Below are 23,845 nucleotides of genomic sequence, written 5' to 3' on the forward strand. Positions count from 1 at the left end.
GACCCTGACCGCACCCTGACTTCTCAGCGCCGCCCTCCCGGGGTCGAGGATCGCGTGATTGGATTCAGGGGTGTCAACAGCATCCGCTCGCCGTCTCGACGCGCAGAACGCGCGGCCGAGCGCTCCCCGCGGCGCCGGCCCTGTGCCAGCGCTCGTGCGCGACCGCGACTGCTACGTCGCCGGGGTCGCCGGCGGCCTCGCGACGCATCTGCGATGGCCTCCGCTCGTGGTGCGCATCATCTTCGTCGTCACGGGCCTGTTCGGCGCTGGAGTGCTGCTCTACATCTGGCTCTGGGCGCTGACTCCCTGGGCTGAGCCGACGGATGCCGCCCCTCGGGTCACACGGAGAGCCCCTGTCGCCTGGATCCTCGTCGCCCTCGCCATCGGCGGTGCGGCCACGGCGATCGGCCAGGCACGCACCTCCTACGACCTCGCGGTCGGCGACCCGATCCCCTGGATCCCGACGGTCGTCGTCACGGTCCTCCTCGCCGTGGCCGCTGCGGCCTGGGCCGGCTTCATCGACCGGCGCGACCCCGCGCGCGGGCGTCGCACCGAACTGGCGGTGCGGCTCGTGGCCACGGGCGCTCTCGCGGTGCTCGCCGTGGTGCTGCTGAGCGGGCCGAACTACGGCCAGAGCCCGACGATCGTGTTCCTCGCCGCATTATTCGTCGTCGTCGGCATCGGTCTGCTCTACGCGCCGTCGCTCGTGACGCTCTGGAACGATCTCGCCACGGAGAGAGTCGCCCGCATCCGGGACGAGCAGCGCAGCGAGATCGCGGCACACCTTCACGACTCCGTGCTGCAGACCCTCGCCCTCATCCAGAACCGTGCCGGAGCGTCGAGCGAGGCCGGCCGCCTCGCCCGCGCGCAGGAACGCGAGCTGCGCAGCTGGCTGTTCGAGGGGGACTCTCCCGCAGACAGCGATCTCGCCACCGACCTGCGCGACTTCGCCTCCGCGCTCGAACTCGACTATCCGGTGCGCATCGAGGTCGTCGCCGTCGGGTCGTCGACCGAGCGTGCCAGCGGCGAGCTCGCCGCTGCCGCGCGCGAGGCCATGCTCAACGCGGCCAGGCACGCCGGCGGAGACGTCTCGGTCTACATCGAGGGCGCTGCGACCGCCGTCGACGTGTTCGTGCGCGATCGAGGACCCGGCTTCGACGTGGCATCCGTCGCCTCGGATCGCCTGGGGGTTCGCGAGTCGATCATCGGCCGGATGCGGCGAGCCGGCGGCCGCGGCACGGTCGGCCCTGGCGCAGGAGGCGTGGGCACCGAGGTGCACCTGCGGTTCGAGACAGGGGAGGCGCAGCGTGGCTGACCAGATCACCGTGGTCGTCGTCGACGACCACTCCATCTTCCGCTCCGGGCTGCGGGCCGACCTCGACGACTCGGTGCTCGTGGTCGGCGAGGCCGACGACGTCGACTCCGCCATCGCGGTGATCACGGCGGCGGCGCCGACCGTCGTGCTCCTCGACGTGCATCTTCCGGGAGGAACGGATGCCACCTCATCGGGCGGCGCCGAGGTCATCCGGCGCACGGCCGCGCTCGTGCCGGGCACGCGCTTCCTGGCGCTCAGCGTCTCGGACTCGGCCGAGGACGTCGTGGGGGTCATCCGCGCTGGTGCCCGCGGCTACATCACCAAGGGCAGTTCGGGATCCGACGTCAGCCGCGCCGTGCACGCAGTCGCCGGCGGCGACGCCGTCTTCTCGCCCAGGCTCGCGGGATTCGTGCTCGACGCCTTCGGGGCCGCAGGCGGCGAGATCGCGTCGACGGACGAGGAACTCGACAGGCTGTCGGCCCGTGAGCAGGAGGTGATGCGCCTCATCGCCCGCGGCTACGCCTACAAGGAGGTGGCGGCGACGCTGTTCATCTCGACGAAGACCGTGGAGACGCACGTCTCGAGCGTGCTGCGGAAGCTCCAGCTGTCGTCGCGCCACGAGCTCACGGCCTGGGCGACGGCGCGCAAGCTGCTCTAGCCGGGCGTAGCTGCCGCATCCATCGCGGCCATAGGGTGAAACCATGCTCATCGCCAGTCTGGTCCTGCTCGCCATCGCCGCCCTGCTCCACGTCTACATCTTCGTGCTGGAGTCGGTGCGCTGGACCGAGCCGTCGACACGCAAGACCTTCGGCACCACGGCGGAGACCGCCGAGATCACGAAGGGTCTCGCCTTCAACCAGGGCTTCTACAACCTGTTCCTGGCGATCGTGCTCGCGATCGGCATCGTCTTCCTCGCAGCCGGCTCGATCGAGATCGGTGCGGCGCTCGCCTTCGCCGGCGCCGGCTCGATGGTGGCCGCCGCGCTGGTGCTCATCCTCTCGGACCGCACCAAGGCCCGTGCCGCGATGATCCAGGCGACGGCCCCGCTGCTCGGTCTGGTGCTCCTGCTCATCGCGCTGGCTCTCTGAGAACAGGCCCGATGGCCCGGAACAGGCCCGACGGGCCTGTTCTGAACCCGACCGCCTGATCCGGCCTGCTTCCCCGCGTAGACGGGCGGAACCGGCCCTAGAGCAGGCCCAGCTCCATCGCCCGCGTCACGGCGCGGGTGCGGTCGTTCACGGCCAGCTTCTCGAAGACGTGCAGAAGGTGGGTCTTCACCGTGGCCTCGCCGATGAAGAGGGCTGCGGCGATCTGCGGGTTGCTGTGCCCGGCGGCGACCAGCCGGAGCACCTGCAGTTCGCGCGCTGAGAGTCGCGGTGTGCTCGGCGCATCGGCATCCGGCGTGCCCTCGCGCACCCGCTGCACGAGCATCGCGGCGATGTTGGGTGCGAGCACGGTCTGGCCGCGGGCGACGGCACGGACTCCCTCGATGATCTCGGCCTGGGGAGCGGCCTTCAACAGGTAGCCGCTGGCCCCGGCCTCGATCGCGCCGATGATGTCGTCGTCGGTCTCGTAGGTCGTGAGCACGAGCACTCGCGTCGAGGCTCCGGATACGGTGCCCGCGGCCAGGATGCGGGCCGTCGCCTCAACCCCGCCGACCCCGGGCATGCGCAGGTCCATCAGCACGAGGTCCGGCTGCAGTTCGGCGGCCATCCGCTGGGCCTCGTCGCCGTCTGACGCCTCTCCCACGACCTCGATGTCGGCGGCGGTGGCGAGCAGCCCGACGATGCCGCTCCGCACGATGGGATGGTCGTCGGCGACCACGACCCTGATCACGGGCTCAGCGTGCGGTGTCGGCATCAGCATCACCCTCCGCCTTCGACGGTACCGGCAGCATGACGGTGATGGTCGCACCACCACCGGGCGTCTCACCGACGGAGAGGCTCCCGCCGACCAGGCCGACCCGCTCGCGCATGCCGGCCAGGCCGAAGCCTCCGGCACCGTCATCAGCGTCTCCGGCGAGTCCCGAGCCGTCGTCGCTGATGGTCAGGACGACCGCATCGTCGACGCGTTCGACCCGAACGGAAGCCGTCACCGCCCGCGCATGCTTCCGAACATTGGCCAGGCCCTCCTGCGTGCAGCGGAGCAGCACCACTTCGCGCTCCCGGTCGAGTCCCGTCGCGTCGACGGAGCTGGCGACGATCACCCCGGTCTCCCGCTGGAAGTGCGTCGTCAGCCGGTCGATCGCCTCGGCCAGCGTCGAACCCGACGGCACGGCAGCCATCGACGCCACGAGCGAGCGGGCCTCGGTGAGCGACTCCCGGGCCAGCGCCTCGATCATGTCGATGCTCTCCGCGGCGCGTTCCGATCCCTCGAGCGCCCCGACCTCGCCTCGGGCGCGCTGTGCCACCATGACCAGCCCGGTCAGGGTCTGCGCGATGGTGTCATGGATCTCCCGGGCCAGGCGCTCGCGTTCGCTGGCCACGCCGGACTCCCTCGACAAGGCGGCCAGCTCGCCCTGGGCGGCCTGCAACTCGGCGAGCAGCTGCGCACGCTCCTCGCCGTAGGCGGCGATGCGGGTGATCCACAGACCGAGGGCGAGCGAGAACACGACCGACAGCGCCGCGATCGCGATCCCGTTCGCGAGGCCGCCCATGCCGTAGCGGGCGGTGTAGCCCACGACGACGGCCGAGCCGATGAGCAGGTTCGCGAACACGGCGCTGCGCGTGTTCGTCGCGATCGACCAGACGTAGGGATAGAGGAAGGTCTGCAGGATGGCGAACGACGGCTCCAGAGCGACTCCGACGGCGAGGATCACCGCGAAGAGCAGAACGGCGACGGCGTCGTGAGGGCTCGGCGGCGCCATGATGCGCCAGCGCCCGTACGCGAAGTAGACGACGAGGAATGCCGCGGCCGCCGCCCAGTCGGCCGGATCCGGCGATGACGCGATGACGGAGACTCCGGCGACCACGAGGGCGACCGCAACAGCGGCGAGGTCCCACCAGCGTCGATTCTGCACGGCTCTACTCTGTCAGCCGCAGACCGCTCGCTCCCGGATCGGCGTCAGGCATCCTTGCGGATCCATCGGAACGTGATGCGGCTGAGCACGAGGCCGATGACGAGCCAGACCAGCAAGGCGATGGCGACGGCGCCGAGGTCCCACGACCCGCCGACCTCCAGCGCCTGGAAGTCCTCGGGCAGGAACACCGATCGCATGCCCTGAGCCATCCACTTGAGGGGGAAGATGCTGGCGATGTTCTGCATCCATTCGGGCAGCAGGTAGAACTGCAGGTAAACGCCCGAGATGAACTGCAGGATCAGCACGATCGGGATGACGACAGCCGTGGCGCTGCGGCCGGAACGGGGCAGGGCCGAGAGGGCGATGCCGAGGAACGCCGAGGTGATGATGCCGAGGACGAACACCCAGGCGAAGGTGGCCCACGACGACGGATCGGTCGGCAGGGCGATCCCGAACACCGTCCCGGCGACGAGCAGCAGCAGGCCCGCCTGCATGGTGCCCGTCACGAACACCTGACCGATCTTGCCCAGGAAGTAGCTCACGGGGGAGAGCGGGGTTCCGCCGAGTCGCTTGAGCGTGCCGTCGCCCTTCTCGCCGGCGATGTCGACGGCGAGGTTCTGCACTCCGGACAGCAGGATGCCGGCCGCGATCATTCCGGGGAGGTAGTAGGCGCCGACGCTGATGCTCGTGGTTCCGGGCCCGGCGCTCACATCCCCGGACGAGCTGAACGCCGTGGTGAAGATGCCGAGCATGATCAGCGGGAACAGGAAGGTGAAGAACACCGCGTCGGGGGAGCGGAAGTAGCCGATGGTCTCGTAGCGCACCCGCGATGCGCCGAGGGTGACGATGCTCATGCCAGCACCTCCGCCGTCTCGGCCTGAGATTCGGCGACGAGGCGCAGGTAGATGTCCTCCAGGCTGGGCCGGATGACCTCGAGCTCTGGTGGTTCGGAGCCGAACTCGCTGCACAGGGCGCCGACGAGAGCGCCAGGCTCCGTCGTACGGCGTTCGCGCACTCCGTCGCGGTCACGCCAGCGAACGCGGGGGATGCGGGCGTCGTCACCGCCGATCTCGTCGAGGCGGCCGATGTCGATGAGCTTGCCGCCGGCGATCACTCCGACGCGGTCGCTGAGCTGCGCCGCCTCGTCCAGGTAGTGCGTGGTGAGCAGGATGGTGGTGCCCTCCGACTTCAGCAGGCGGACGAGAGTCCAGAAATCGCGCCGCGCCTCGGGGTCGAATCCCGTGGTCGGCTCGTCGAGGAACAGGAGTTCTGGTCGGCCGATGATGCCGAGCGCCACGTCGACGCGGCGCCGTTGGCCGCCGGAGAGCCTGGTGATGCGGGTCTTCGCCTTCTCCTGCAGCCCGACGGCGGCGATGACCTCGTCGACGTCGCGCGGGTTCGGGTACAGCCCCGCGAAATGGCGCATCTGCTCCGAGACCGTCATCACGCCGGACTCGCCGCCCGACTGCAGCACGATGCCGAGCCGAGCCTTCCACGCCAGTCCGCCCTTGCCGGGGTCGACTCCGAGCACGCTCACCTCGCCCGAGCTGCGGTCGCGGTAACCCTCGAGGATCTCGATCGTCGTGGACTTTCCGGCGCCGTTGGGGCCGAGGAGCGCGAAGGTCTCACCGCGGTGGATGTCGAAGCTCACGCCGTCGACGGCGTCGTGCTGTCCGTACTTCTTGCGCAGGTCGCGCACGCTCACAACGGCTTCAGGATCGGTCATGCTCCCAGACTGGCAGCGTGCGCCAGCTGTCGGCAGAACCGATCGGGTGAGCGGCGGCATCCACCGGTCGATGGACCCTCGTGACCCTCGTGACACTCGAGTCGCCCGAATACGTCGCCATGCGCGCCCTCGGAGGTCGTCATGGCGACGTAGTCGGGCGACTCGGGAGCCCGAGCGCCGCGCGCCGACGCTGCAGGTAGCGCCGCTCGGGGCCGGCCGGCGCGAGAGCGATGGCAGCGTCGTAGCGCTCGCCTGCGGCATCCGTTCGCCCGAGCCTGCGCAGGAAGTCGGCCTGGGCGGCGGGCACCAGGTAGTAGCCGTCGAGGGCTCCGGATGCCGCGACGCGATCGACAGCCGCCAGTCCGGCCTCCGGCCCGTCGGCCATGCCGCGGGCGATGGCGGCATTCAAGGCGACGACGGGAGAGGCATCGGCCGCGGCCAGGCCGGCGTAGAGCGCCGCGATGCGCGCGTAGTCGGTGGCGTCGGCCGTTGCCGCCGTCGCGTGGCAGGCGGCGATGCTGGCCAGCGCCTGGTAGCGATCGGGCACGGGCTCCAGACGATACGAGGCCTCAAGAGCGTTCAGGCCCCGCCGGATCGCCAGCGCATCCCATCGCGTCCGATCCTGCTCCTCGAGCGACACCAGCTCGCCGGCTCCATCACTTCGTCCGGCCCGCCGCGCATGCTGCAGCAGCATGAGGGCGAGCAGCCCGTGCGCCGAGGCGGACCGGGGCAGCAGTTCGGTGAGCAGGCTGCCCACGCGAATCGCCTCGGCCGAGAGCGCCTCGTCGTGGGCGGCGTCATCCGTCAGCGTGTATCCGGCGTTGAACACGAGGTAGAGCACCGCGAGCACGCCGGCGAGTCTCTCCTCGAGGAGCTCGGCCGGTGGCACGCGATAGGGGATGCCCGCGTTCTGGATCTTCCGCTTGGCCCGAACCAGGCGCTGCGCCATGGTGGCCTCCGGCACGAGGAACGCTCGCGCGATCTCGGGGGTCGTGAGCCCGGCGACGGTGCGGAGGGTGAGCGCCACCCGAGCCTCGATGGCGAGTGCCGGGTGGCAGCAGGTGAAGATGAGGCGCAGGCGGTCGTCGTCGATGTCGGTGCCGGAGTCGTCGGAGCGGCCGATCTCGTCCATCATGGCCACCTCCCTCATCTTCAGTGCCTCGTTCGCCGAGCGACGGATGCGGTCGAGCGCGCCGTTGCGCGCCACCGTCGTGATCCAGGCGCCGGGATTGCGGGGAACCCCCTCCACCGGCCAGCGCTCGATGGCCTTGGCGAACGCGTCCTGGGCGGCGTCCTCGGCCAGCGACCAGTCCCGGGTCACGCGGATCAGGCTGGCCACGATGCGCGACCACTCCGCCGCGTGGGTCTCCGAGATGGCCGCTGCGACGGCACCGGTCGAGGCCACGGCATCCTGTTCGGCCGTCGTCACGCCTGCGGATCCCCGTTCGCCTGTGCCAGCGGCCGCAGTTCGATGCGGCCGAAGCGAGCCATGGCGTGCGTGCGCGCGATGCCGATTGCCTCGTCGAGATCGGCGCAGTCCAGCACGGCGAACCCGGCGATCCACTCCTTCGCCTCGGTGAACGGCCCGTCGGTGACGATCAGCTCATTGCGGCGCACCCGCAGGGTGGTTGCCTCGTCGGCCGGACGCAGCCGCCGCTTGTCGAGCATGACCCCACGCCGCTCGAGGTCGGCGTCCCAGTCGGCGTAGTCGTCCTCGGCGGCCACATAGGGCTCGCCATCGGGATCCACCACCACGAACATCACGTACTGCATGGGGATCAGGCCTCCGACTCGAGGCCCAGCGTCCAGAATTCGCGCACCTCGATGCGTCCGAACCTGGCCATCGGATGCCGCGACGCGATCTCGACGGCCTCATCGAGCGAGCCGCACTCGAGGATGTCGAATCCGGCGATCCACTCCTTCGACTCGGTGAACGGCCCATCGGTGACGAGCAGCTCATCACCGCGCACGCGCACGACGCGGGCGTCCTGAGGTTCCCGCAGACGGTCGCCCAGCACGCCGATGCCGCGTCCGTAGACGTCCTTCACCCAGTCCTTGATGTCGTCCTTCCCAGCGTCATACGGCTCGGCCTCCGGGTCCGTGGCCACGAACAACATGTATCGCATCTGGTGTCTCCTGATCTCGTCGTCTTCATCGCGCGACCTCTCGTCACGCTACGTCAGTACGACGAACAGGGGAATGACCGAATCGACAGCTCCCGAGAAAACTTCCCGGGGTGTTCAGAACGGCAGCACGAGCATCACACCGAGCACGATCATCACGGCTGCGATCACGCCGTCGAGGATGCGCCAGGCACGCGGCGACCGCAGGACCCGCCCGAGATGGCGCGCACCGATGCCGAGCGCCGAGAACCAGATGACGCTCGCGGCCATCGCGCCGGCCGCGAACCACCAGCGCTCGTCGGTGTAGCTGTTGGCCACCGACCCGAGCAGGAACAGCGTGTCGAGGTAGACGTGCGGGTTCAGCCAGGTGAGGGCGATGGTCGTCGTGACGACGGCTGTGACGGATGCGGAGACGCGAGGTGCGCTGGGCGCCCGCGTCGCCGTTTTGACGCCGCTCGGTGCCGGGAGGGCGGTCGTGCCTGCGCCCGTGCCCGCTGCATCCGTCGCTGCATCCGTCGTGTCATCGGTGGCGGCATCCGTCGTGCCGTCCACCGGTGCCGGACTTTCGGACGCGTCGACGAGGCCGCCCTCGCCGCTCCAGGCCCGGCGGGCCGCGAGCACGCCGTACGTCACGAGGAATGCGGCTCCCGCCCAGCGCACCACGATCACCAGCCACGGCACGTGTTGCAGGGCGGCGCCGATGCCGCTGACGCCCACCGCGATGAGCAGCGCGTCGGAGAGCGCGCAGATGGCGATGACGATGAGCACGTGCTCCCGGCGCATGCCCTGCCGCAGTACGTAGAGGTTCTGCGCGCCGATGGCGATGATGAGCGAGAAGCCGACGCCGAGACCGGCGAGCAGGGGCACGAGAGGGATCATGACCTCGAGGCTACGGGCCGCCTTTCCATCAATCCAGCTCAATATTCTGCATCTGCATTAGCGTTGCTTCACATGGAGATCCCTCTCGACCTGGCTCGGACACTGCTCGCCGTCGTCGACGCCGGCACTCTGGAGGCGGCTGCGCGCGAACTGCGACTCACACCATCCGCGGTGAGCCAGCGCGTCAAGGCGCTCGAGCAGCGTCTCGGCCGCGTGCTGCTCGTGCGTTCCAAGCCGGTGAGGACCACGGACGCCGGTTCCGCCGTCGTGCGACTGGCTCGCCAGACCGTGCTGCTCGAGCACGACGCGCTCGCCGCCGTCGGACTGGACGAGAAGCAGGTGACCCGCATGCCGCTGGCCGTGAACGCCGACAGCCTGGCCACCTGGATCCTGCCGCCGCTCGCCGAGGTGGCGGCATCCCTTCCGGTCGTCTTCGACCTTCACCGGGAGGATCAGGACTACACGGCCGAGCTCCTCGAGACCGGCGCAGTGATGGCCGCCGTCACCTCGCGGGAGGCGCCGGTCGCCGGCTGCACCTCGAGCCGGCTCGGGGCCATGCGCTACCTGGCCGTCGCCTCACCGGCGTTCCGCGACCGCTGGCTGCCCAGCCGCCCCGGCCGCTCCGGGCATCCGGATGCCGCTGCCTACGCGCTGGCCCCGAGCGTCTACTTCGACCGTCGCGACGACCTGCAGGCGCTGGCGCTGCGCGAGTACGGCGTGCTCACTGATCCGCCGCTGCACTACGTGCCGGCATCCGCCGACTTCGCGCGAGCGGTGCTGCTCGGGATGGGGTGGGGGATGCTGCCCGAGGCGCAGTGCGCCGACGCGCTTGCGGCCGGCGAGCTGGTGCGGCTGCACCCGCACCGCGCAATCGACGTGCCGCTCTACTGGCAGCAGTGGAACCTGCGCTCGGAACTGCTCTCGAGCGTGGCGGATGCCGTGGCGGATGCCGCGCGGGGCGCGCTGCGGCCCTGACGCCTTCGCGAATGCAGGATGAGACGCGACATGTCCGCGATACGCGTTCATGTCGCGTCTCATCCTGCATTCGGTGCCGCTAGGAGGCGAGAGTCGGCGTCGGCTGCGTGCCGGGAGCGGCGGACGCACTGCGGATGCCGCGCCTGATGAACGTGATGCCCAGCAGGACGAGCCACACGCTCCAGAGCACGTAGCCGATGAAGTTGGCCGCATCCGCGCCGGGCATTCCGAACGGGATGAGATCGCCCGTCAGGATGAGCGCGGCTGATGCGAAGCCGAGCAGGGCGAGCAGCAGGCCGATCGCCCTCGACTGGCGCAGGGCGATGGCGACGAGCACTGTCCAGGCCGCGGTGAAGAGGTAGCCGAGGGTTTCGCCGATGCCCTGGCCAAGGACGGCGTTGAGGCTGATGAACCATGCGGTGATGTCGGTTTGACGGGCGATTGAGGCGCCATCCATCGCCGTCGCGAGGAACGGCACGACCAGCGGCCACCGGAGGAGTCCGATGACCTGGACGATGGCCGCTGCGACTCCGACGACCGCCGCGACGGTACCGACGCGACCCGATGGGAGCTGACGGGAGATGCGCACGGCGATCGGGGCCATCATGGCGGCGCCGGCCGCGAGCACCGCGAAGCCGGCACCGATGACGACAGGATTCGCGCCGAACCGTGCGAGCACCTCTGCGGCAGGTCGCTGCAGGATCTCGGGGTAGTCGAATGTCGTGCCCAGCAGCGCGAACGCCGTGTTAACGACAACGGCGCTGCTGATGAGCAGCAGGCCGGCGATGGTGATCTTCTTCATGAGCGCTTCCTGATTTCTGTACGGCGTCCAGTGATGTGAATGGGCTAAGCCTGCACGGTGTACAGTGATCCTGTCAAGAGGAGATCTTCGTGGTGGACGAGAAGCGACGGCCCGGCCCCGAGCGCGCATTCACCGACGCTCAGGTGGTGACGACCGCACTGAACCTGCTCGACGAGGGTGGAGCGGATGCCGTCTCGATCCGTCGCATCGCTGCACGCATGGGGGTGGCGCCGAACGCCGTGTACACGTACTTCCCCGACAAGGCGGCCCTGTTGCGGGCCGTGGTCGATCGGCTCATCGGCGAGAACGACACGGCGGTGCTCCGATCCGCTGAGCTGCCTTGGCGCGAGCGTCTCCGCGCGGTAGCTCTCGACATCCGTGCCGTCCTGCTGGCTCATCCGGGCTCCGCGGCGCTGCTGATGAGCTCGCCGATCGACGGACCGAACTCCCTCGCCCTCGGCGAGGCGATGCTCGGCCTGCTCGCCGCAGCGGGACTCTCACCGGACGAGGCGGCTCGTGCCTCGTACGCGATCATCGTCTACGTTCTCGGCGCGATCGCCCTCGAGGCGGCGGAGGTCGACCAGACTGCTGCGGTTCCTCCGGAGAAGGAGCGCATCGCGATCAGGCGTCGCGGCTTCGACGCCGTGCCCGCTGAGCATTTCCCGCTGTCCGCCGCCAGCGCCGACGTCATGGCGCGCTACATCGGGACCGAGCAGTTCATCTGGGGCCTCGACCGGCTTCTGGACGGCCTCGAGGGATTCGCGACCCGTTCCTGAGCACTGGGTCGGCGTCGGCCATCCGCTCGCCAGTTGTGGTCGTGTGCCGGAGCGCCGGGCGACCACAACTAGCGAGCGGGCGCCGGTCGGGCGGCCACAACTGGCGAGCGGGCGCCGGCCGGGCGACCACAACTGGCGAGCCGGCGGCGGGAGTGCGCAGCCGCCCTTACGCGAACAGGCGCTGCAGGCGCTGAACGCCCTCGAGTAACGGCTCGTCTCCCAGGGCGTAGCTGAGCCGGAGGAATCCGCTCGGACCGAAGGCCTCTCCGGGAACGACGGCCACTTCGGCCTTCTCGAGGATGAGGTCGGCGAGCTCGAGCGAGGTCGTCGGCGTGACGCCGTCCCACTCGCGGCCGAGCAGACCGCTCACGTCGGGGTAGACGTAGAAGGCGCCCTCGGGGGTCGGCGTGTGCATGCCGGGGATCTTGTTGAGCTCGGCGACGATCGTCTTGCGCCGGCGATCGAAGGCCTGGCGCATGACCTCGACCGTGTCCTGCGGGCCGGTGAGGGCCGCGATCGCCGCGCGCTGCGAGATGTTCGACACGTTGCTCGAGAGGTGCGACTGGAGGTTGGCGGCTCCCTTGATGGCGTCGGCCGGGCCGACCATCCATCCCACTCGCCATCCGGTCATGGCATAGGTCTTGGCGACGCCGTTCACGAGGATGGTGCGGTCGGCGAGAGCCGGAACCGCCTCGACGATCGACACCGCCTTCACGCCGTCGTAGACCAGGTTCTGGTAGATCTCGTCGGTGATCACCCAGAGGCCGTTGGCCTCTGCCCACTCACCGATCGCCTTCGTCTGCTCGGGGGAGTAGACCGCACCGGTGGGGTTGGATGGCGACACGAAGAGCAGGGCCTTGGTGCGATCGGTGCGCGCAGCCTCGAGCTGGTCGACCGTCACGAGGTATCCCTGCTCGCTGCCGGCGAAGACGTCGACCTGCACGCCGTCGGCGAGCTTGATGGCCTCGGGGTACGTGGTCCAGTACGGCGTGGGAACGAGCACCTCGTCGCCCGGGTCGAGCAGCGTCTGGAACGCCTGGTACACCGCCTGCTTGCCGCCGTTGGTCACGATGACCTGGCTCGGCGACACCTCCAGCCCCGAGTCGCGCAGGGTCTTCGCGGCCACGGCCTCACGCAGCTCGGGAAGCCCGGCGGCCGGCGTGTAGCGGTAGTTCTTGGGGTCGTGCACGGCGGCGAGGGCCGCCTCGACGATGTGCGCAGGCGTGGCGAAGTCGGGCTCGCCCGCCGCGTAGCTGATCACCGGACGCCCGGCGGCCTGGAGGGCCTTCGCCTTCGCATCCACTTTGAGGGTCGCCGATTCGGCGATCGCGGAGATTTTCGAGGAGATTCGACGCAGTTCGGCCACGGTCCAATCCTAGCCACGGGCCTCGGCCCTGGCGCCGGATGCCGCCGATCAGAAGGTCTGCGTATGGCCCCGTCGGCAGGACAGAGCGTGCGGGGCATGACCATCGTGGGTCGGCCCGAGCGCGATCGATCTCTGGAACCCGTCACTCGCTCCCGCGCCGTCGGTCACGGCGTCACACCGGGGTTCCACGGTTCCACCCCGGCTTCTGCAACAGGAGCTCGTCGTGCTCGTGCCGCCGGCACTCCTCGACGAACGGCAGGGCCGAGACCGGCGCGGCGAGGAATCGCGCGTACTGGTCGTCGGTCAGCTCGTAGTACTCCTCGTAGTCGACCACGCCATTGCTCACGGGGAAGGAGACGTAGGGGCGCCCGGAATCAGCGTCGACGCCCAGGGAGAAGTGGTCGGCGCGGGAGACGTACTCATCGTTGGGCTTCATCTGGCATCCTTCGGTCCGCCGATAGTGGAAGTGCTGTAGTCGCCGGGGCCGAGGTCGCCGGCGTCGATCACGGCCTCGGAGAAGCCGCCGGGAAGCTTGCCGCCGGGAACCCACTGCGGGTTCGCCCCTGCCTCGTTCCCAGACGGCATCCGCAGTCCGTCGCCGGGTGTCGGCGGAATGTCCACGCGAACAGCACCGTTGTCGAAGAAACCCTCCGGCAGGCCGAGCGCCTGCTCCATCGCCCGCGGATTCCCATTGGTCTGGCGCACGAGTTCGTCGACCTCGCTCTTCGGCATGACGAATGCCGTGCCGTCGCGCTGGGCGATGCCGTACTTGTCGAGGTTCGACTGCGTCATGAACCGGGTCCCTCCGTCCTCGAACTGATCGAGGTGCTGCCGGATGTACTCGGGAGGGAGGTAGGTCTCGGGGTCGGGGCGTGTGCCCTTGTCCATCGAGATGATCTCGTCTCGCAGGTCGTCGGGGATGGGCGGGTCGTCTCCGCGTGGCGCGACCGGCCCGTCGGGCTCGTGGCCGGGTGATCCCGGTGCGTCGGGCCCGTCCGGGGAGCGACCACCGGGAAGCTCGGGGGTACGTGATCCGGGAGCGTTCGGCGTGCGGCCGCCGGGCAGCATCCGCCCGGCGGCTGCGTCGAAGCGCTTGAAGAGGGTGGCGAGCTGGTCGATGAGCTTCGTGAGCTGCTTCGCGGATTCGAGCAGCCGGGTGACGGTCTTGCCGATGCGGGCGGCGAGGGAGGAGACGCGGCTGGTCGCCTGCGAGATGATCAGCGGGGTCGCCGCACCGAGGGTGAGAACGAGGGTGGCCGCGTAGCTCACCACGGATCCGACGATCTGCGCGATGGCGTCGCGGGTCAGGTCGTGCACGATCTTGACGATCGTGGCGGCGATGTTCATGCCGACCCCGATGGCCTCGGCCCAGCTGCCGGCGGCGCGGAGGTGCTCGGCGGTCTCCTGCTGGAATCGCCTGTATGCGTCGATCGCGTCGCCCTCCGAGGCGTCGAGGTCGCCGAGGACGCTCACGAGGTTGTCGCCGGATGCGGCAAGGGAAGCGCCGATGTTGGCCCAGGTCGCGGCGAATCCTGCGACTTCGCCTGCATCGCCGGTGAGATCGTTCAGCCAGCCCTTGAGCGGCTCCAGGTGCTCCATGATCCAGCCGAGGCCCGCAGCGATGAGGGAGCCGAACGGGTCCATGACGGCGGCGACGGTGTCGGCGATGGCGGAGAACGCGGCGAGACCTCCGGAGACCCAGTCGCCGGACTGGATGGCCTGGACGAGCGCTTCGCCGTCTTCGAGGAGGAACGTCCCCGAGAACGGCGTCGACATGTCGACGGGGCCGGCTACGAGCGAAATGGCGGCCATCAACGCACCTGGTCGACGGCGGCCAGGAGGGGAGCGAGTTCCTCGGTGATGTGGCTTTCGAGAGCCGTGAAGTCGGATCCCACGCCGCGGATCTCACGGGCACTGCGTTCGACGAGGGCGCCGGCGGTTCCGATCATGGTGCTCGCGACCCCCGTGATCATGCTCGCCGGCGCGACGAGGAAGCTGCACATGAGTCCGAAAGCCCCGCCGCCCAGGTTCATGGAGCCGGCCGCGTCCTTCGCGTTCCTCACGTCGGAGGCGACCGTGCCGACCCGAGTGGCGTGCTGTTGGATGCGATCGAAGTCGATGGAGATGCGATCGCTCATCGGTACCCCAGTGTCGTGTCGTCGGTGACCGGCGGCATCCGGTCCTCGACCTCTGCCCTGAGGTGTGCCGTCACCTCGGAGTCGTCGCCGAACGCATCGGCGGCGAGAGCGACTGCCGCTTCGCCGGCCTGACGCTGGGCGGATGCCGCTGCCTTGAGCACGGCCTGCGCGAGCGCATCAGGCCGGAGGGACCGGGTGCCGGAGTCGAACTCGATGTCGGTGAGCCGGCCGGTGGCGTCGACCTCGACGCTCACCTCGCCGCCCGGGGACGTCGCTCGTACCCGAAGGGCATCGATGTCGCGGCGCACGCCTTCGGCTCGTTCGGCTCGTTCCGCCGCTTCGGCGATCTGGGCGTTGACCCGCGCGATGGCCGCGTCGGGATCCCCCCAGACAGTGCCCCCAGTGGCGTCGTCAGGATCGATGAACGTCATTCAGCGATGATAACCACGAGCGTGGCTTCGGCGGCGGTTTTACTCTCTCCGTCCCGTCGCGTACACTCGTACGTGTTGTGAATTCAGCAAGATTCTCTGCGCCCATTTTCGGGTGACCGGGATTCGAGCAGGGCTCGCGATCCACGGCATCCGACGGATGCCATAGGGCGGTGGCTCAATTGGTAGAGCAGCGGTCTCCAAAACCGCAGGTTGCAGGTTCAAGTCCTGTCCGCCCTGCAAGTCGGTGCTGACGTACCGGCCCACGAAAGGTGTAACTGAGGTGGCCCGAAAAGTTATCGACGAGCCGAGCGAAGATGTCGTCGCGAACGCCAAGCGCGACCGCGACGCCAAGCGCGGTCCGTTCGCCCGTATGGCGCTCTTCATTCGCCAGGTCATCGGGGAACTGAAGAAGGTCGTCACCCCGACCCGCAAGGAACTGTTCAGCTACACGGGTGTCGTGCTGGTCTTCGTGGTCATCATGATGGCGCTCGTCTCCGGGCTGGACTGGGTGTTCGCCCTCGTGGTCGCCTACGTGTTCGGCACCCCTCAGTAACGAGTTCGACACCGCGGCCTCCCGAGCCGCACGGGCAGACATCGCACGGATGTACGCACACAACGAAGGATTGAGAGCAAGTGGCTAAGACTGAGCACGACGACGTCGACTGGGCAACGGCTGCAGAGCAGTCGTCCGAGGATGACGAGGCGCAGGAGGGCAACACCCTCGCGCACGACGAGGACTCCGTAGAGGCCGCCGAGCACTCGGCGATCCACATCGAGGGCGACGCCGACAGTGTCGAGATCGACCTGGATGCCGCGCTCGACGCCATCGCGGACAGCAACGACCCCGAGGCTGACGCCGTCGTCGACGACGCCCTCGAGATCGACTCCATCGACGAGGCCGAGGCCGCCTTCGAGGCGACCGAGGACGCCGCCGAGGTGTTCGCAGAGGAGGACGCGGCCGAGGCCGCGGCCGACGCCGAGCCCACCGAGGTCGACCCCTACGAGGAGTTCCGCCAGGAACTGCGCTTCCAGCCCGGCAAGTGGTACGTCATCCACTCCTACGCCGGCTTCGAGCGCCGCGTGAAGCAGAACATCGAGAACCGTCGCCAGTCGATGGCCATGGAGGACTACGTCTTCCAGGTCGAGGTTCCGATGGAAGACGTCGTCGAGATCAAGAACGGCCAGCGCAAGATGGTCACCCGCGTGCGCATCCCCGGATACGTGCTCGTCCGCATGGACCTCAACGAGGACAGCTGGTCGGTCGTTCGCCACACGCCGGGCGTCACCGGCTTCGTCGGCAACTCGCACAACCCGACCCCGCTCCGCTTCGAAGAGGCATTCGGCATGCTGAAGAGCCTCGTGCAGATCGTCGAGGCCCCCGCGGCCAAGGGCGGTTCGTCTCGCGGCGGCGCCACCCAGGCCCGTGTCATCGCGGCCGAGGTCGACTTCGAGATCGGCGAGACCATCACGATCAAGGAAGGCTCGTTCGCGGGCCTGCCCGGTTCGATCAGCGAGATCAAGCCCGAGAGCGGCAAGCTCACCGTGCTCGTCTCCCTGTTCGAGCGCGAGACCCCGGTCGAGCTCAGCTTCGACCAGGTCACCAAGCTCTAGGCAATTTCGCAGGGCGACCTCGATAGAATCGAAGGTCGCGTTCGCGCAGACAGATCACCGCCGTCCAGATCGGGCGCGCGGGAGAGTGCTCCGGCATGCGGAGCGTTCGTCAAGGAAAGAGAGAAAACAATGGCACCGAAGAAGAAGGTCACTGGTCTGATCAAGCTTCAGATCAAGGCCGGCGCAGCCAACCCGGCCCCGCCCATCGGCCCGGCTCTGGGTCAGCACGGCGTGAACATCATGGAGTTCTGCAAGGCCTACAACGCGGCCACCGAGTCGCAGCGCGGCAACGTCGTCCCCGTCGAGATCACCGTCTACGAGGACCGCTCGTTCACGTTCATCCTGAAGACCCCGCCCGCAGCGGAGCTCATCAAGAAGGCCGCCGGCGTCGCCAAGGGTTCCGGAACCCCGCACACCGTCAAGGTCGCCAAGCTCTCGCAGGCTCAGGTGCGCGAGATCGCCGAGGCCAAGATGGTCGACCTGAACGCCAACGACATCGACGCAGCGTCGAAGATCATCGCCGGCACCGCCCGCTCGATGGGCATCACGGTCGAGTAGTCGCTCGGGTCGAGTAGCGCCGTGCGAACCATGTCGCGTATCGAGACCACACCACTAGACATTTCGTGGCAGCGCCCGCCAGGCGCAGACGACCACACTCTCTCAAGGAGAAACAACATGGCACAGAAGTCAAAGGCCTACCGCGCCGCGGCCGAGAAGATCGAAGACGGCAAGTTCTACACCCCCACCGAGGCAGTGACGCTCGCTCGCGAGACCGGCTCCGCCAAGTTCAACTCGACCGTCGAGGTCGCGCTGAAGCTCGGTGTCGACCCGCGCAAGGCGGACCAGATGGTGCGCGGCACCGTCATCCTCCCGCACGGAACCGGCAAGACCGCCCGCGTCATCGTGTTCGCGACCGGTCCGGCCGCCGAGGCTGCGATCGCGGCCGGTGCTGATGAGGTCGGCGGCGCCGAGCTCATCCAGAAGGTCGCCGACGGCTACACCTCCTTCGACTCGGCGGTCTCGACCCCCGAGCTCATGGGCCAGGTCGGTCGTCTCGGAAAGGTGCTCGGCCCGCGTGGCCTCATGCCCAACCCGAAGACCGGAACCGTCACGCCCGACGTGGCCAAGGCCGTCTCCGACATCAAGGGCGGAAAGATCGAGTTCCGCGTCGACAAGCACGCCAACGTGCACTTCGTCGTGGGCAAGGCCGGCTTCACCGCCGAGCAGCTCGACGAGAACATCAAGACCGCTCTCGAGGAGATCGTGCGCCTCAAGCCCTCGAGCGCCAAGGGTCGCTACATCCAGAAGGGCGCCGTGTCGACCACGTTCGGCCCCGGCATCCCGCTGGACATCAACGCTCTGTAAGCACCAGCTGCTCGCAGCACCAGGAAGGGCCCGTCGATCTCGGCGGGCCCTTCCTGCGTTCCCGTGCCGGTGGCAGGATGGCGGCATGGGCGAGCTCGACGACTACCTGGCGACTCTCGACGGCGCCGATCGCGAGGCGCTGAGCGGCATCCGTGATCGAGCCCTCGAGATCGTTCCGGATGCCGAGCAGGGGATGAGCTACGGCATGGCGGCCCTCCGCTACCGCGGCAGACCGCTGATCAGCGTGCGCTCGACAGCCACGCACCTGTCGGTCTTCCCCTTCAGCCCCGAGGTCGTCGCTGCCGTGGCCGACGATCTCACCGGCTACTCCCTGTCGAAGGGCACGATCCGGTTCAGTGCCGAGAAGCCGCTGCCGGAGGACGTGGTCACGCGACTCGTGATCGCGCGCCGCGACGAGATCGATGCCGCGCTCGGCGGCGCGCCGGCTGCCCGCTGACCGCCGCGGGCGGACGCTCACCGGCCCGGGCGCGCCGCGGAATGGGGACGACAGCCACGCCTGTCAATCCCTAGAGCCGATCACTTCGGTTGCGTAGCGTCGGGGATGAGAGACGGCATCCGTCTCATGAGAGGAGACGCCATGAGCGACCCCACGACAGCAGACGAGCCCGACGTGCTCGAGCAGCCTGATGCGAGTGTGCAGCCCGACGAGAGCGACAAGGAGCCCGTCGAGGCCGATTGGCGCCAGACGGAGCCCGACGACACCCTGGGGCTCTCCAGCAAGGACGGCGACCCGATGGATGACTCGACCCCGGCCGACAACCTCGAATAGAGACGTCCGGGCCGTCCGCCTCCCGTCGGACCGCCCGGTCGCTGGAGCGCTCCCGTGACTCCAGCACGATGCCCCCGGCAGTTCAGGGCCGGGGGCATCACCTCTGTCGGCTCCGCTCGCTGACGTTCGGGCATGATCGAAGCGAACCCGAAACGCTTCGGCCGATGCCGACGCTCAGCGAGCGGGACCGATCAGCGGACGAGGGCGCCGTGCGCCCGCAGCTTCTCAGCCACCTCGATGGCGTCGTCGGCGGGTGCCGTCGACTTGCGGTCCGGGCGGGCGATGAAGAGGTAGAGCAGTCCCGTGATCAGCACGACCCCGAGGCCAATGATGACGACGTAGTCGGTGAAGAAGTCTCCGGATGCTCCCGGCGTGGCCAGCAACACCATCGCGAAGATGCCGTAGGCCAGGGCCACGACGTTCACCACGAAACCGAATGCTCCCAGTGAGAACGGCCCGGCCGGCTTCCAGCCCTTGAACCGCTGACGGAGAGCGGCGAGGACGACCATCTGGAAGGCGACGTAGATGCCCAGAACGGCGAACGACGTGACCGGCACCAGCAGGTCGGCGTTGATCCAGACCAGGACGGCGATCAGGGCCGGGATGGTGCAGGCGACGATCAGCGCATTCGTCGGCACCTTGGCGGTGGCCGAGACCTTCGAGAGCCAGACGTGCCCGGGGATCATTCCGTCGCGCGCGAAGGAGAACAGCAGTCGGCTCGCTGCCGCCTGCAGGCTGAGCACGCACGACAGGAACGCGGTGATCGCGATGACGAGGAAGATCTTCGCGCCCACGACGCCGAGCGATGCCTCGAGGATGCCCGGGATCGGGTCGGAATCCTCGCCGGCGACGATCGAGGCGAGGTCGGGAGCCGCGAGCACGTAGCCGCCGAACGCGAAGAGCGCCGACACCCCGCCGACCAGGATGGTCATGATCATGGCCACCGGGATGCGCTTCGCCGGGTTCTCGACCTCTTCGGCGACATCGCCGCAGGCTTCGAAGCCGTAGAACAGGAACAGGCCGGCGAGGGCGGCGCCGAGGAACGCCGGGCCGTAGCTCCCGTCGCCCTGCACTCCCATCGTGTCGAAGAAGACACTGAACTCCTGGTGACGCTGGAAGATGAGCAGGTAGAGACCGACACCGATCACGCCGATGAGCTCGGCGGCGAGGCCGATGCGTGCGACCCGGGCGAGCGACTTCGTGCCGGTGAAGTTGATCACGAGCGCCACGATGAGGAACGCGAGGGTGATCAGCAGCGTCGAGGTGGAGTTCGCCTCGATGCCGAACAGGCTCGCCGCGAAGCCGGATCCGAACTCGGCGACAGCCGTGATGGTCACGATCATGGCCCAGATGTAGACCCAAGCGGCCATCCAGGCGTAGCGGCGGCCCCACAGTCGCCGCGTCCACGGATAGATGCCTCCATGGATCGGGTACTGCGACACGACCTCGCCGAACACGAGCGAGACGAGCAGCTGGCCGGCGCCGACGATGATGATCCACCAGATGGACGGCGGTCCGCCGACGCTGAGCGCGAGCGCGAACAGCGAGTAGACGCCCACGAGCGGCGAGAGGTAGGTGAAGCCGAGGGCGAAGTTCGCCCAGAGCGACATCGAGCGGTTGAAGGAGTCCTCGTAGCCGAGAACGCTCAGGTGCTCCTGGTCGGTGATCGCCTCGCGTGGTTGCGGTTCTAGGGACATCATGACCTTTCGGTGAAAGCCGAGAGGAGCCGCGGATGCCGCCGGCATCCGTCACCACCTCACTGTGTGTGCCGCAACGATAGCGAATCATCCGGTCGCAAAGCTATAGCGCCGGATGATTGATCTGCGTGCAACGGAATGTCATCGAATTCGCGCGAACGGGAATGCCTGTGCTGGGCTTGCGGTTTCCTTCGGGGGCGCAGAACTCGCGCCTCCAGCTCCACAGATCGGAATTCGCTCCTCTCATGCGTCGCTCACCTCTCGCCGTCCTCGCCGCAGCAGCGGCCGTCGCCATCGCCCTAACCGGGTGCGCCGGATCGTCTGCCGGATCCGACTCGGGTTCCGACGGCGGCAACGAGTACGGCCTGGTCACGCCGGGCACCCTGACGGTGGCGACGGAAGGCACCTACCGACCCTTCAGCTTCCACGAGGGCGGCTCCGGGGACCTCACCGGCTACGACGTCGACATCATCAACGCCGTCGCGAAGAAGCTCGACCTGAAGGTGAAGTTCCAGGAGACCCAGTGGGACGCCATCTTCGCCGGACTCGACGCCGGCCGCACCGACCTCATCGCCAACCAGGTGTCCATCAACCCGGAGCGCGAGAAGAAGTACCTCTTCAGCACGCCGTACACCTCCTCGCCCGGCGTGCTCGTGGTGAAGGACTCGACGAAGGACATCACCGACTTCGCCGACCTGAAGGGCAAGAAGTCCGCTCAGTCGCTCACGAGCAACTGGTATGCCGTCGCCGAGGAGAACGGCGCCGACGTCGAGGCGGTCGAGGGCTGGGCACAGGCGGTCGCCCTGCTCGAGCAGGGTCGCGTCGACGCGACCATCAACGACAAGCTGACCTACCTCGACTATGTGAACACCCAGGGCGACAGCGGCATCCGGGTCGCAGCGGAGACCGACGACCCGTCGCTGAGCGCCTTCGCTCTCGCGAAGGACAAGACCAAGCTCGTCACCGCCATCGACGGGGCCCTCGAAGACCTCGCAGCCGACGGCACCATCGCGTCGATCGGTGAGAAGTACTTCGGCGCAGACGTCTCGAAGTAGCCCATGACGGCTGCTCCAGGTTGTAGCCTGCGCTGATGGACGATCGGTTGCAGCTGCTCCTCGACTCGTTCTGGCCGATCGTCTGGGGCGGCATCACGGGCACCATCCCGCTGGCGCTCATCTCGTTCGCCATCGGAATCGTGCTGGCGCTCGTCATCGCGCTCATGCGGCTCTCGAAGAGCCGCGTGCTGTCGGGGATCGCCCGGGTCTACATCTCGATCATCCGCGGCACTCCGTTGCTGGTGCAGCTCTTCGTGATCTTCTACGGCCTTCCGTCGATCGGCTGGACCATCGACCCGTGGCCGAGCGCCGTCATCGCATTCTCGCTGAACGTCGGCGGCTACGCGGCCGAGGTGATCCGTGCCGCCATCCTGAGCGTTCCGAAGGGACAGTGGGAGGCCGGCTACACCATCGGCATGTCGAGCGGACAGACGCTGCGCCGCATCATCCTGCCGCAGGCCGCCCGGGTGGCCGTGCCGCCGCTGTCGAACACCTTCATCTCGCTGGTCAAGGACACCTCGCTCGCGTCGATCATCCTCGTCACCGAGCTGTTCCGGGTGGCCCAGAACATCGCGGCGTTCAGCAGCGAGTTCCTGATCGTCTACATGGAGGCCGGCCTGGTGTACTGGCTCATCTGCCTCGTGCTGTCGAGCGGCCAGAGCAGGATCGAGAAGAGATTGGACCGCTATGTCGCCCACTGACGATCCCCTGCTCACGGTCTCGGCGCTGCGCAAGAGCTTTGGCGACAACGAGGTTCTGCGCTCCATCGACCTCGAGGTGCGCCGCGGCGAGGTCGTCGTGCTCATCGGCCCCAGCGGCTCGGGGAAGACCACCGTCCTGAGGTCGCTGAACGGCCTGGAGACCCCGGACGCCGGAGTCGTGGCGTTCTCGAACGGTCCGTCGGTCGACTTCTCCCGGCCGGTGGCGAAGGCGGAGCGCGACGCGCTGCGCAATCGCTCGGCGATGGTGTTCCAGCAGCACAACCTGTTCCCGCACCGCACGGTGCTCGAGAACGTCATCGAGGGGCCCGTGCAGGTGCAGAAGGTGCGCCGGTCGGATGCCGTCGCCCAGGCCGAGGCGCTGCTGGAGCGTGTCGGCCTCGCCGAGAAGCGTGACGCCTACCCGCATGAGCTCTCCGGAGGTCAGCAGCAGCGGGTCGGCATCGTTCGGGCGCTGGCGCTCAAGCCCGACCTGCTGCTCTTCGACGAGCCGACCAGTGCGCTGGATCCCGAGCTGGTGGGCGATGTGCTCGGAGTCATGAAGGGGCTGGCCGACGAGGGCTGGACGATGGTCGTCGTCACGCACGAGCTGAGCTTCGCCCGGCAGGTCGCCGACGAGGTGCTGTTCATGGACGGCGGGGTGATCGTCGAGCGCGGTGCGCCGGCGGAGTTGTTCACGGCCCCGGCGCACGAGCGCACGCGGAAGTTCCTGGACCGCATCCTGCGGCCGCTCGACTAGCGCCGCTCGCACGCTCCGCCGTTGGTCGAGTAGCGCCGGTGCGCAACGAGGAGTTCCGCTGGTCGAGTAGTGCCGGCGCGCAGCGACGAGTTCCGTTGGTCGAGTAGTGCCGGCGCGCAGCGACGACACGTATCGAGACCACCTTCACGGGTGGGCGGATGGTCTCGATACGCCTGCTCGCTTCGCTCGCGGGCTACTCGACCAGCGGGAGGATGCCGTTGGTCGAGTAGCGCCGGTGCGCAACGAGGAGTTCCGTTGGTCGAGTAGCGCCGGCGCGCAGCGACGACACGTATCGAGACCACCTTCACGGGTCGGCGGG

The 23,845-nt window shown here is 68.5% G+C and carries 29 protein-coding genes and 1 tRNA gene; 15 read left to right on the top strand and 15 right to left on the bottom strand.

What is annotated here, in order from left to right; all coding sequences use genetic code 11:
* Nucleotides 1-70: 70 nt before the first annotated feature.
* The 3 genes from ASC59_RS14780 to ASC59_RS14790 are packed head-to-tail and all read left to right on the top strand — an operon-like array spanning nt 71 to nt 2,403.
* On the top strand, nt 71-1,315 hold the full coding sequence (locus ASC59_RS14780) for an ATP-binding protein (RefSeq protein WP_082513718.1): 1,245 nt from the start codon (nt 71-73) through the stop codon (nt 1,313-1,315).
* Nucleotides 1,308-1,973, top strand: coding sequence for a LuxR C-terminal-related transcriptional regulator (locus ASC59_RS14785; protein WP_055824541.1), 666 nt, complete (start codon nt 1,308-1,310; stop codon nt 1,971-1,973). Before ASC59_RS14780 ends, ASC59_RS14785 begins: the two co-directional genes overlap by 8 nt.
* 43 nt (nt 1,974-2,016) lie before the next feature.
* Entirely contained in the window at nt 2,017-2,403 is a 387-nt protein-coding gene (locus ASC59_RS14790; protein WP_055824544.1) for a DUF1304 domain-containing protein, read from the top strand.
* Between the two features lie 97 nt (nt 2,404-2,500).
* Here the strand turns inward: ASC59_RS14790 and ASC59_RS14795 are convergent, their stop codons facing one another.
* The 8 genes from ASC59_RS14795 to ASC59_RS14830 form a co-directional block, all read right to left on the bottom strand.
* The gene (locus ASC59_RS14795; protein WP_055825697.1) at nt 2,501-3,175 is read right to left on the bottom strand and encodes a response regulator; all 675 of its coding nucleotides are present in this window, start codon (nt 3,173-3,175) and stop codon (nt 2,501-2,503) included.
* Complete coding sequence (locus ASC59_RS14800; protein WP_055824546.1) at nt 3,156-4,334, bottom strand: sensor histidine kinase; 1,179 nt, start codon at nt 4,332-4,334, stop codon at nt 3,156-3,158. The genes ASC59_RS14795 and ASC59_RS14800 overlap by 20 nt, the downstream gene beginning before the upstream one ends.
* A 44-nt stretch (nt 4,335-4,378) precedes the next feature.
* Nucleotides 4,379-5,188: an ABC transporter permease gene (locus ASC59_RS14805; RefSeq protein ID WP_055824547.1), complete on the bottom strand. Its 810-nt coding sequence runs from the start codon at nt 5,186-5,188 to the stop codon at nt 4,379-4,381.
* Complete coding sequence (locus ASC59_RS14810; RefSeq protein ID WP_055824550.1) at nt 5,185-6,060, bottom strand: ABC transporter ATP-binding protein; 876 nt, start codon at nt 6,058-6,060, stop codon at nt 5,185-5,187. Before ASC59_RS14810 ends, ASC59_RS14805 begins: the two co-directional genes overlap by 4 nt.
* Nucleotides 6,061-6,199: 139 nt before the next feature.
* Nucleotides 6,200-7,489: an RNA polymerase sigma factor gene (locus tag ASC59_RS14815; protein WP_235492748.1), complete on the bottom strand. Its 1,290-nt coding sequence runs from the start codon at nt 7,487-7,489 to the stop codon at nt 6,200-6,202.
* Nucleotides 7,486-7,833 carry a YciI family protein gene (locus tag ASC59_RS14820; RefSeq protein WP_055824552.1) on the bottom strand — a complete coding sequence of 116 codons (348 nt, stop codon included), beginning with the start codon at nt 7,831-7,833 and terminating at the stop codon, nt 7,486-7,488. The genes ASC59_RS14815 and ASC59_RS14820 overlap by 4 nt, the downstream gene beginning before the upstream one ends.
* 5 nt (nt 7,834-7,838) lie before the next feature.
* Entirely contained in the window at nt 7,839-8,186 is a 348-nt protein-coding gene (locus ASC59_RS14825; protein ID WP_055824554.1) for a YciI family protein, read from the bottom strand.
* A 114-nt stretch (nt 8,187-8,300) separates the two neighbouring features.
* The gene (locus ASC59_RS14830) at nt 8,301-9,062 is read right to left on the bottom strand and encodes a LysE/ArgO family amino acid transporter (protein WP_055824556.1); all 762 of its coding nucleotides are present in this window, start codon (nt 9,060-9,062) and stop codon (nt 8,301-8,303) included.
* Between the two features lie 72 nt (nt 9,063-9,134).
* On the opposite strand from ASC59_RS14830, the gene ASC59_RS14835 reads away from it, so the two are divergent.
* Nucleotides 9,135-10,037 carry a LysR family transcriptional regulator ArgP gene (locus ASC59_RS14835; protein ID WP_055824557.1) on the top strand — a complete coding sequence of 301 codons (903 nt, stop codon included), beginning with the start codon at nt 9,135-9,137 and terminating at the stop codon, nt 10,035-10,037.
* Nucleotides 10,038-10,116: 79 nt separating this feature from the next.
* Here ASC59_RS14835 and ASC59_RS14840 read toward each other — a convergent pair whose 3' ends face one another.
* On the bottom strand, nt 10,117-10,839 hold the full coding sequence (locus ASC59_RS14840; protein WP_055824559.1) for a DUF4386 family protein: 723 nt from the start codon (nt 10,837-10,839) through the stop codon (nt 10,117-10,119).
* 89 nt (nt 10,840-10,928) lie between these two features.
* Between ASC59_RS14840 and ASC59_RS14845 the strand changes: the two genes are divergently transcribed.
* The gene (locus tag ASC59_RS14845; RefSeq protein WP_055824561.1) at nt 10,929-11,615 is read left to right on the top strand and encodes a TetR/AcrR family transcriptional regulator; all 687 of its coding nucleotides are present in this window, start codon (nt 10,929-10,931) and stop codon (nt 11,613-11,615) included.
* A gap of 166 nt (nt 11,616-11,781) precedes the next feature.
* Here ASC59_RS14845 and ASC59_RS14850 read toward each other — a convergent pair whose 3' ends face one another.
* The 5 genes from ASC59_RS14850 to ASC59_RS14870 all read right to left on the bottom strand — a co-directional run bounded on the left by ASC59_RS14850 (nt 11,782) and on the right by ASC59_RS14870 (nt 15,550).
* Nucleotides 11,782-12,981, bottom strand: coding sequence for a pyridoxal phosphate-dependent aminotransferase (locus ASC59_RS14850; protein WP_055824563.1), 1,200 nt, complete (start codon nt 12,979-12,981; stop codon nt 11,782-11,784).
* Nucleotides 12,982-13,153: 172 nt separating this feature from the next.
* A complete protein-coding gene (locus tag ASC59_RS14855; protein ID WP_055824565.1) occupies nt 13,154-13,417 on the bottom strand; it encodes a hypothetical protein in 264 nt (87 codons plus the stop codon).
* A complete protein-coding gene (locus ASC59_RS14860; protein WP_055824567.1) occupies nt 13,414-14,793 on the bottom strand; it encodes a hypothetical protein in 1,380 nt (459 codons plus the stop codon). The genes ASC59_RS14855 and ASC59_RS14860 overlap by 4 nt, the downstream gene beginning before the upstream one ends.
* A complete protein-coding gene (locus ASC59_RS14865) occupies nt 14,793-15,119 on the bottom strand; it encodes a hypothetical protein (protein WP_055824568.1) in 327 nt (108 codons plus the stop codon). Before ASC59_RS14865 ends, ASC59_RS14860 begins: the two co-directional genes overlap by 1 nt.
* Entirely contained in the window at nt 15,116-15,550 is a 435-nt protein-coding gene (locus ASC59_RS14870) for a YbaB/EbfC family nucleoid-associated protein (RefSeq protein ID WP_055824570.1), read from the bottom strand. Before ASC59_RS14870 ends, ASC59_RS14865 begins: the two co-directional genes overlap by 4 nt.
* A 164-nt stretch (nt 15,551-15,714) precedes the next feature.
* On the opposite strand from ASC59_RS14870, the gene ASC59_RS14875 reads away from it, so the two are divergent.
* The 7 genes from ASC59_RS14875 (at nt 15,715) to ASC59_RS14905 (ending at nt 19,316) form a co-directional block, all read left to right on the top strand.
* Nucleotides 15,715-15,787: transfer RNA gene (locus ASC59_RS14875), tRNA-Trp, on the top strand.
* A 43-nt stretch (nt 15,788-15,830) separates the two neighbouring features.
* Nucleotides 15,831-16,103: a preprotein translocase subunit SecE gene (gene secE, locus ASC59_RS14880; protein WP_055824572.1), complete on the top strand. Its 273-nt coding sequence runs from the start codon at nt 15,831-15,833 to the stop codon at nt 16,101-16,103.
* Nucleotides 16,104-16,183: 80 nt separating this feature from the next.
* Nucleotides 16,184-17,161, top strand: coding sequence for a transcription termination/antitermination protein NusG (gene nusG / locus ASC59_RS14885; RefSeq protein WP_055824573.1), 978 nt, complete (start codon nt 16,184-16,186; stop codon nt 17,159-17,161).
* A 129-nt stretch (nt 17,162-17,290) separates the two neighbouring features.
* Nucleotides 17,291-17,719 carry a 50S ribosomal protein L11 gene (gene rplK, locus ASC59_RS14890; protein WP_055824574.1) on the top strand — a complete coding sequence of 143 codons (429 nt, stop codon included), beginning with the start codon at nt 17,291-17,293 and terminating at the stop codon, nt 17,717-17,719.
* Nucleotides 17,720-17,836: 117 nt separating this feature from the next.
* Nucleotides 17,837-18,526: a 50S ribosomal protein L1 gene (rplA, locus tag ASC59_RS14895; RefSeq protein ID WP_055824575.1), complete on the top strand. Its 690-nt coding sequence runs from the start codon at nt 17,837-17,839 to the stop codon at nt 18,524-18,526.
* Nucleotides 18,527-18,611: 85 nt separating this feature from the next.
* On the top strand, nt 18,612-18,983 hold the full coding sequence (locus ASC59_RS14900; RefSeq protein ID WP_055824578.1) for an iron chaperone: 372 nt from the start codon (nt 18,612-18,614) through the stop codon (nt 18,981-18,983).
* Between the two features lie 141 nt (nt 18,984-19,124).
* A complete protein-coding gene (locus ASC59_RS14905; RefSeq protein ID WP_055824579.1) occupies nt 19,125-19,316 on the top strand; it encodes a hypothetical protein in 192 nt (63 codons plus the stop codon).
* A 191-nt stretch (nt 19,317-19,507) separates the two neighbouring features.
* Here ASC59_RS14905 and ASC59_RS14910 read toward each other — a convergent pair whose 3' ends face one another.
* Entirely contained in the window at nt 19,508-21,016 is a 1,509-nt protein-coding gene (locus ASC59_RS14910) for an APC family permease (RefSeq protein WP_157488163.1), read from the bottom strand.
* A gap of 242 nt (nt 21,017-21,258) precedes the next feature.
* On the opposite strand from ASC59_RS14910, the gene ASC59_RS14915 reads away from it, so the two are divergent.
* From ASC59_RS14915 to ASC59_RS14925, 3 genes are read left to right on the top strand one after another with little or no spacing between them, the layout of a single operon-like run.
* Nucleotides 21,259-22,068, top strand: a complete 810-nt coding sequence (locus ASC59_RS14915) for an amino acid ABC transporter substrate-binding protein (protein ID WP_055824580.1) — start codon at nt 21,259-21,261, stop codon at nt 22,066-22,068.
* Nucleotides 22,069-22,103: 35 nt separating this feature from the next.
* Nucleotides 22,104-22,769 carry an amino acid ABC transporter permease gene (locus tag ASC59_RS14920; protein WP_055824581.1) on the top strand — a complete coding sequence of 222 codons (666 nt, stop codon included), beginning with the start codon at nt 22,104-22,106 and terminating at the stop codon, nt 22,767-22,769.
* Complete coding sequence (locus ASC59_RS14925) at nt 22,756-23,526, top strand: amino acid ABC transporter ATP-binding protein (protein ID WP_055824582.1); 771 nt, start codon at nt 22,756-22,758, stop codon at nt 23,524-23,526. Before ASC59_RS14920 ends, ASC59_RS14925 begins: the two co-directional genes overlap by 14 nt.
* Nucleotides 23,527-23,845 lie beyond the last annotated feature (319 nt).

Origin of the sequence: Leifsonia sp. Root1293, from assembly GCF_001425325.1 — a bacterium.
Lineage (GTDB): Bacteria > Actinomycetota > Actinomycetes > Actinomycetales > Microbacteriaceae > Orlajensenia.

Coding starts and splice junctions, on each gene's coding strand:
- ASC59_RS14900 (WP_055824578.1), top strand. CDS start 18,612: ATGGGCGAGCTCGACGACTACCTGGCGACTCTCGACGGCGCCGATCGC.
- ASC59_RS14830 (WP_055824556.1), bottom strand. CDS start 9,062: ATGATCCCTCTCGTGCCCCTGCTCGCCGGTCTCGGCGTCGGCTTCTCG.
- ASC59_RS14910 (WP_157488163.1), bottom strand. CDS start 21,016: ATGATGTCCCTAGAACCGCAACCACGCGAGGCGATCACCGACCAGGAG.
- ASC59_RS14810 (WP_055824550.1), bottom strand. CDS start 6,060: ATGACCGATCCTGAAGCCGTTGTGAGCGTGCGCGACCTGCGCAAGAAG.
- ASC59_RS14820 (WP_055824552.1), bottom strand. CDS start 7,833: ATGCAGTACGTGATGTTCGTGGTGGTGGATCCCGATGGCGAGCCCTAT.
- ASC59_RS14795 (WP_055825697.1), bottom strand. CDS start 3,175: ATGCCGACACCGCACGCTGAGCCCGTGATCAGGGTCGTGGTCGCCGAC.
- ASC59_RS14865 (WP_055824568.1), bottom strand. CDS start 15,119: ATGAGCGATCGCATCTCCATCGACTTCGATCGCATCCAACAGCACGCC.
- ASC59_RS14920 (WP_055824581.1), top strand. CDS start 22,104: ATGGACGATCGGTTGCAGCTGCTCCTCGACTCGTTCTGGCCGATCGTC.
- ASC59_RS14915 (WP_055824580.1), top strand. CDS start 21,259: ATGCGTCGCTCACCTCTCGCCGTCCTCGCCGCAGCAGCGGCCGTCGCC.
- ASC59_RS14870 (WP_055824570.1), bottom strand. CDS start 15,550: ATGACGTTCATCGATCCTGACGACGCCACTGGGGGCACTGTCTGGGGG.
- ASC59_RS14840 (WP_055824559.1), bottom strand. CDS start 10,839: ATGAAGAAGATCACCATCGCCGGCCTGCTGCTCATCAGCAGCGCCGTT.
- rplA (WP_055824575.1), top strand. CDS start 17,837: ATGGCACAGAAGTCAAAGGCCTACCGCGCCGCGGCCGAGAAGATCGAA.
- rplK (WP_055824574.1), top strand. CDS start 17,291: ATGGCACCGAAGAAGAAGGTCACTGGTCTGATCAAGCTTCAGATCAAG.
- ASC59_RS14790 (WP_055824544.1), top strand. CDS start 2,017: ATGCTCATCGCCAGTCTGGTCCTGCTCGCCATCGCCGCCCTGCTCCAC.
- ASC59_RS14860 (WP_055824567.1), bottom strand. CDS start 14,793: ATGGCCGCCATTTCGCTCGTAGCCGGCCCCGTCGACATGTCGACGCCG.
- ASC59_RS14825 (WP_055824554.1), bottom strand. CDS start 8,186: ATGCGATACATGTTGTTCGTGGCCACGGACCCGGAGGCCGAGCCGTAT.
- ASC59_RS14835 (WP_055824557.1), top strand. CDS start 9,135: ATGGAGATCCCTCTCGACCTGGCTCGGACACTGCTCGCCGTCGTCGAC.
- ASC59_RS14855 (WP_055824565.1), bottom strand. CDS start 13,417: ATGAAGCCCAACGATGAGTACGTCTCCCGCGCCGACCACTTCTCCCTG.
- ASC59_RS14925 (WP_055824582.1), top strand. CDS start 22,756: ATGTCGCCCACTGACGATCCCCTGCTCACGGTCTCGGCGCTGCGCAAG.
- ASC59_RS14805 (WP_055824547.1), bottom strand. CDS start 5,188: ATGAGCATCGTCACCCTCGGCGCATCGCGGGTGCGCTACGAGACCATC.
- ASC59_RS14905 (WP_055824579.1), top strand. CDS start 19,125: ATGAGCGACCCCACGACAGCAGACGAGCCCGACGTGCTCGAGCAGCCT.